We start from the raw sequence: 6,118 nt of genomic DNA, 5'->3' as shown, positions 1-6,118 counted from the left end.
GGCGAGCAGGCAGGCGGCCCAGCTGACCACGACCTCGTCGACCCAGGTGCGCCAGCCCTCGTCCTCGGCCAGCTCGTCGTCGGGCTCGCTGCCGGTCCGCCAGTCCAGCACGGCCGAGCCGCCCGGCCCGGCCATGGCGACCAGTTCGGCGTCCACCGGGGTCGGGTAGCGCAGCCACGCGGCGACCGTCACGGCCTGGCGGGCCTGGAGCTCGGCCAGGGTGTCCGCGGCCCGGTCGGCGCCGCTGGACGGGTACGCCCGGACCAGCCAGTGCGTGCTCGCCGCGATGACCGGCGACAGCGCGGTGGACGGTCCGGCCATGTGTGCCCCCAAGAGTTGGCGCACACCCCGTCGCGGGGTGCGTCACGCTACCTCTCGGCGGCAGGCGGTCCCGCTTGAGTAGCCTCGCCCCGATGGCAACCCACGGCAACCGACGTGCAACGAGCTTCACGCGGGTGGCCTCCGGCACCGCCTCGCTGGAGCCCGACCGCCGCCGGGAGCGGGGCTGGACGCTGCTGGTCGACGGGGTGCCGCAGTCGTACGTCGATCTGGCCGATCCCACCTACCTGGCCTTCGAATACGTGCGCCGGCTGGCCACGGTGCTGCGGTTGGCGGCCCCTGCGGCCGTACCGTTGACGGTTCTGCATCTCGGCGGCGGTGCCCTCACGCTGCCCCGCTGGGTGGCCGCGACGCGGCCCGGGTCCGCGCAGACGGTGGTGGAGCGCGACGGCCTGCTGCTCGCGCTGGTCTCCCGGTCCTTGCCGTGGCCCGCCGCCGTCGAGGTCGTGGTGGGTGATGCCCGGGAGTTCGTGGAGGCCGGACCGGCCCGGGGGTACGACGTGATCGTGGTCGACGTGTTCGAGGGCGCGGCGATGCCGGCGAGCGTGGCCGGGGTGGGCTTCGCGACGGCCGCCGCCCGGCTGCTGCGCCCGGCCGGGGTGCTGGCGATGAACCTCACCGACGTGCCGCCGTTGTCCTACTCGCGCATCCAGGCCGCGACGCTGCGCGCGGCGTTCGGCGACGTGGCCCTGATCGCGCCGCCGGGCATGCTGCGTGGCCGCAAGGCGGGCAACGTGGTGCTCGCGGCGACCCACGGGCCGGGGGTGCTGGACGTCGAACGGCTCACGCGTTCCGTGGCCCGCGACGCCGAGCCGGCCCGGGTCTGGCACGGCGCGGAATTGACCGGTTTCCTGGCCGGTGCAATGGCGCGCCTCGACGGGCCGCGCTGAACGCTCTCCGGTAGGTTGGACGCACCGGGTGCGCGGCTGTTTGCGGTTGCTCCATAGCGGAGAAACCTGTCCTGACGGCTGCCCAATTCGCCCGTCGCCGTGCCCGCCCCCGCGCTCGAAGATTACGGTGGAGATCATGACCGGTCGCTTTCCCATCGAAGATGTGACGCCATCGGTGTCCTGTGGCCGCTACCCCGCGAAAGCGGTGGTCGGCGAGCTCGTCCCCATCTCGGCGGTGTCCTATCGGGAAGGCCACCACGCCCTCGGCGTGAACGTGGTATGGCAGGGGCCGGAGGGCGAGGCCGAGCCGTTCACCCGGCTCACCCCGGGCGAGCCCGGCCTGGACAAGTGGCACGGCGTGATCAAGCCGGACCGGGTCGGCCGGTGGACGTTCACCATCGAGGCGTTCGACGACCCGTACCAGACCTGGCGCAACGCCGTGACCAAGAAGATCGGCGCCGGGCAGGGCCTCGAGGACCTGGCCAACGACCTCGCCGAGGGCGCCGAGCTGCTGGACCTGGCGGCCAAGATCGTGCCGCACGACGAGGAGGAGCGGGTCCGCGACGCGGCCGCCGCCCTGCGCGACCCGCAGCGCTCGCTGTTCTCCCGGGTCTCCCCCGGCCTCGAGCTGGAGGAGCTGCTCTGGCAGCACCCGGTCCGCCAGCTGGTGACCACCACCCGCTCGTACGCGATCTGGGTCGACCGCCAGCGCGCGCTGTTCTCGTCGTGGTACGAGTTCTTCCCGCGCTCCGAGGGCGCCGAGATCGGCCCCGACGCGACCCCGGTCAGGCACGGCACGTTCACGACCGCCGCCGAGCGCATCCCGGCCGTCGCCGCGATGGGCTTCGACGTGCTCTACCTGCCCCCGATCCACCCGATCGGCCGGATCAACCGCAAGGGCCGCAACAACACGCTGGTGGCCCGCGAGGGCATCGACGTGGGCTCGCCCTGGGCGATCGGCTCCGACGAGGGCGGCCACGACGCGATCCACCCGCAGCTGGGCACGCTGGAGGACTTCCGCGCGTTCATCGGCACGGCCCACGAGCACGGCCTCGAGGTCGCGATGGACCTGGCGCTGCAGTGCGCGCCGGACCACCCGTGGGTCAAGGAGCACCCGGAGTGGTTCACCACCCGCGCCGACGGCACGATCGCGTACGCGGAGAACCCGCCCAAGAAATACCAGGACATCTACCCGCTGAACTTCGACAACGACCCCAAGGGACTGCGCGAGGAGGTCCTGCGCGTCGTCCTGCACTGGGTGTCCAACGGGGTCAAGATCTTCCGGGTCGACAACCCGCACACCAAGACGCTGAACTTCTGGCAGTGGGTCATCGCCAAGATCAAGGACGTCGACCCGGACGTGCTGTTCCTGGCCGAGGCGTTCACCCGGCCGGCCATGATGAACGGGCTCGGCAAGATCGGCTTCACCCAGTCGTACACGTACTTCACCTGGCGCACCACGGCCTGGGAGATGCGGGAATACCTGGGCCAGCTCAAGGCCTCGATCGACTGGATGCGGCCCAACTTCTGGCCCAACACCCCGGACATCCTGCACGAGTCGCTGCAGCACGGCGGCCCGCCGATGTTCAAGATCCGCACCGTGCTGGCCAGCATGCTCTCGCCGTCCTGGGGCATGTACTCAGGGCTGGAGCTCTTCGAGCACGTCGCCCGGCCGGGCGCGGAGGAGTACATCGACAACGAGAAGTTCGAGCTGAAGCCGCGGGACTGGGCGGCGGCGGAGCGGGCCGGGCGCAGCCTGGCGCCGTACATCACCAAGCTGAACACGATCCGGCGGGAGAACCCGGCGCTGCACTGGCTGCGGAACCTGGAATTCCACGAGATCGACAACGCCGCTCTGCTGTGCTGGTCGAAGCGGGATCCGGAGTCGGGCAACACCGTTCTGGTGATCTGCTCGTTCGACTCGACGGACGTGCAGTGGGGCAACACGACACTCGACATGCCCGCGCTGGGCCTGGACTGGCACGAGCAGTTCACCGTGACCGACCAGCTCACCGGGGCGACGTACGAGTGGGGACAGCACAACCCGGTCCGGATCGACCCGTACGTCGAGCCCGCACACGTGTTCGTGGTGCACCCGCGCCGATAGGCAGTACAAGCGATTCAGTTCCTGCGGGGTGGGGTAGGTGAACGTCTGATGGACCTGACGAGCGAACTCGACGAGAACGTCGAGCACGATCCCGCGGAGGGCAGCCACGTCGAGGACGGTGTGGTCGAGCACCCGACCGCCGACGACTTCGGGCATGCCCGCGCATTGCCGGCCGACCGGACCTGGTTCAAACGCGCCGTCTTCTACGAGGTGCTGGTCCGGGCCTTCTACGACTCCAGCTCGGACGGCTCCGGCGACCTGCGCGGGCTGATCGAGCGCCTGGACTACCTGCAGTGGCTCGGCGTCGACTGCCTGTGGCTGCCGCCGTTCTACGACTCACCGCTGCGCGACGGCGGCTACGACATCCGCGACTTCTACCGGGTGCTGCCGGAGTTCGGCACGGTCGAGGACTTCGTGGCCCTGCTCGACGCGGCCCACAAGCGCGGCATCCGGGTCATCACCGACCTGGTCATGAACCACACCTCGGACTCGCACGCGTGGTTCCAGGAGTCGCGCCGCGACCCCGACGGCCCGTACGGCGACTACTACGTGTGGAGCGACACCAGCGAGCCGTACTCCGACGCCCGGATCATCTTCGTCGACACCGAGGAGTCGAACTGGACGTTCGACCCGGTGCGCCGGCAGTTCTACTGGCACCGGTTCTTCTCGCACCAGCCCGACCTGAACTACGACAACCCGGCCGTGCAGGAAGCGATGATCGACGTCCTGCGCTTCTGGCTGGACCTCGGCATCGACGGCTTCCGGCTGGACGCGGTGCCGTACCTGTTCGAGCGGGAGGGCACCAACTGCGAGAACCTGCCCGAGACGCACGCGTTCCTCAAGCACTGCCGCAAGGTCATCGACGACGAGTTCCCCGGCCGGGTGCTGCTCGCCGAGGCCAACCAGTGGCCCGCGGACGTGGTCGAGTACTTCGGTGACGCCGACACCGGCGGCGACGAGTGCCACATGGCGTTCCACTTCCCGCTGATGCCGCGCATCTTCATGGCGGTGCGCCGCGAGTCGCGCTTCCCCATCTCCGAGATCCTGGCCCAGACGCCGGCCATCCCGGACATGGCCCAGTGGGGCATCTTCCTGCGCAACCACGACGAGCTGACGCTCGAGATGGTCACCGACGAAGAGCGCGACTACATGTTCACCGAATACGCCAAGGACCCGCGGATGAAGGCCAACGTCGGCATCCGCCGGCGGCTCGCCCCGCTGCTGGAGAACGACCGCAACCAGATCGAGCTGTTCACCGCCCTGCTGTTGTCGCTGCCCGGCTCGCCGGTGCTGTACTACGGCGACGAGATCGGCATGGGCGACAACATCTGGCTCGGTGACCGTGACGGCGTCCGCACCCCGATGCAGTGGACGCCCGACCGCAACGCGGGCTTCTCCACCGCCAACCCCGGCCGGCTCTACCTGCCGGCCAACCAGGACCCGATCTACGGCTACCAGTCGGTCAACGTGGAGGCCCAGCGGGACAGCTCGACGTCGCTGCTCAACTGGACCCGCACCATGCTGGCGGTCCGCCGCCGCCACGAGGCGTTCGCCACCGGCACGTTCCGTGAGCTCGGCGGCTCCAACCCGTCGGTGCTCGCCTTCCTGCGCGAGGACGGCGACGACGTGGTCCTCTGCGTCAACAACCTCTCGCGGTTCCCCCAGCCCATCGAGCTGAACCTGCAGCACTGGAACGGGTACACGCCGGTCGAGCTGACCGGGCACGTGAACTTCCCGCGCATCGGCCAGCTGCCGTACCTGCTGACCCTGCCGGGACACGGGTTCTACTGGTTCCAGCTGTGCGGGTCCGAGGAGAAGCAATGACGCTGCCCTACGCCGAATGGCTGCCCCAGCAACGCTGGTACGCGGGTCGCAGCCGCACCCTCGCCGACGTCAAGCAGGCGTCGTCCACGCCGTTGAAGGACGACCTGGACCTGGTGCTGCTGGACGTCTCGTACACCGACGGCAGCAGCGAGCGCTATCAGGTGCTGGTGGCCTGGGACTCCGGCCCGATCTCGGAATACAGCACCGTGGCGACCATCGGCACGGACGGCGACCGCACCGGCTACGACGGCCTGTACGACCCGGACGCGGCGACCTACCTGCTCTCGCTGATCTCCTCCGACGCCACGGCCGGGGACATCGTGTTCTCCTCCGAGCCCGGGGCGACCTTCCCGCTGGAGCACGCGTCGCGGGTCTTCGACGCCGAGCAGAGCAACACCAGCGTGATCTTCGAGCAGGAGGCCATCCTCAAGGTCTTCCGCCGGGTCGACTGCGGCATCAACCCCGACATCGAGCTCAACCGGGTGCTCGGCCGGGCCGGCAACCCGCACGTGGCCAAGCTGCTCGGCTCGTTCGAGACCACCGAGGGCGGCGAGCCGTGCCCGCTGGGCATGGTGACGGCGTACGCACTGAACTCCGCCGAGGGCTGGGCGATGGCCACCGCCAGCGCCCGCGACCTGTTCGCCGACGCCGAGATGGGCGCCGACGAGGTGGGCGGCGACTTCGCCGGTGAGTCGTACCGCCTCGGTGAAGCGGTGGCCTCGGTGCACAAGACACTCGCCGACGAGCTGGGTGCGGGCCCGGCGCCGTTCCCGGTGGACGCGGTCATCGCCCGGCTCGCGAGCGCCACCGCGGCGGTGCCCGAGCTGAGCGAGTACGGCCCGGCCATCGAGGAACGCTTCCGCAAGCTCACCGGCGAGCAGGTCACGGTCCAGCGGGTGCACGGCGACCTGCACCTGGGCCAGGTGCTGCGGGTGCCGGCGGCCTGGCTGCTCATCGA

At 70.1% G+C, this 6,118-nt stretch carries 4 protein-coding genes and 1 pseudogene; 4 read left to right on the top strand and 1 reads right to left on the bottom strand.

Annotation, left to right across the window (positions count from 1 at the left end):
- A pseudogene (locus AB0C29_RS29155) lies at positions 1 to 321 on the bottom strand (hypothetical protein); the annotation flags it as partial.
- Between the two features lie 92 nt (positions 322 to 413).
- On the opposite strand from AB0C29_RS29155, the gene AB0C29_RS29150 reads away from it, so the two are divergent.
- The 4 genes from AB0C29_RS29150 to AB0C29_RS29135 all read left to right on the top strand — a co-directional run.
- Positions 414 to 1,229: a fused MFS/spermidine synthase gene (locus AB0C29_RS29150; protein WP_360826592.1), complete on the top strand. Its 816-nt coding sequence runs from the start codon at positions 414 to 416 to the stop codon at positions 1,227 to 1,229.
- A 136-nt stretch (positions 1,230 to 1,365) separates the two neighbouring features.
- A complete protein-coding gene (locus AB0C29_RS29145) occupies positions 1,366 to 3,336 on the top strand; it encodes an alpha-1,4-glucan--maltose-1-phosphate maltosyltransferase (RefSeq protein WP_360826589.1) in 1,971 nt (656 codons plus the stop codon).
- A 48-nt stretch (positions 3,337 to 3,384) separates the two neighbouring features.
- Positions 3,385 to 5,160: a maltose alpha-D-glucosyltransferase gene (treS, locus tag AB0C29_RS29140; RefSeq protein ID WP_360544155.1), complete on the top strand. Its 1,776-nt coding sequence runs from the start codon at positions 3,385 to 3,387 to the stop codon at positions 5,158 to 5,160.
- A partial coding sequence (locus tag AB0C29_RS29135; RefSeq protein WP_360826586.1) for a maltokinase N-terminal cap-like domain-containing protein occupies positions 5,157 to 6,118 on the top strand: 962 nt, incomplete at its 3' end. The genes treS and AB0C29_RS29135, both read left to right, overlap by 4 nt.

The organism is Actinoplanes sp. NPDC048791 (assembly GCF_040650095.1).
GTDB lineage: Bacteria > Actinomycetota > Actinomycetes > Mycobacteriales > Micromonosporaceae > Actinoplanes.
Note: the sequence above shows the minus strand (reverse complement) of the source record. Positions and strands in the feature narration are given on the sequence as shown.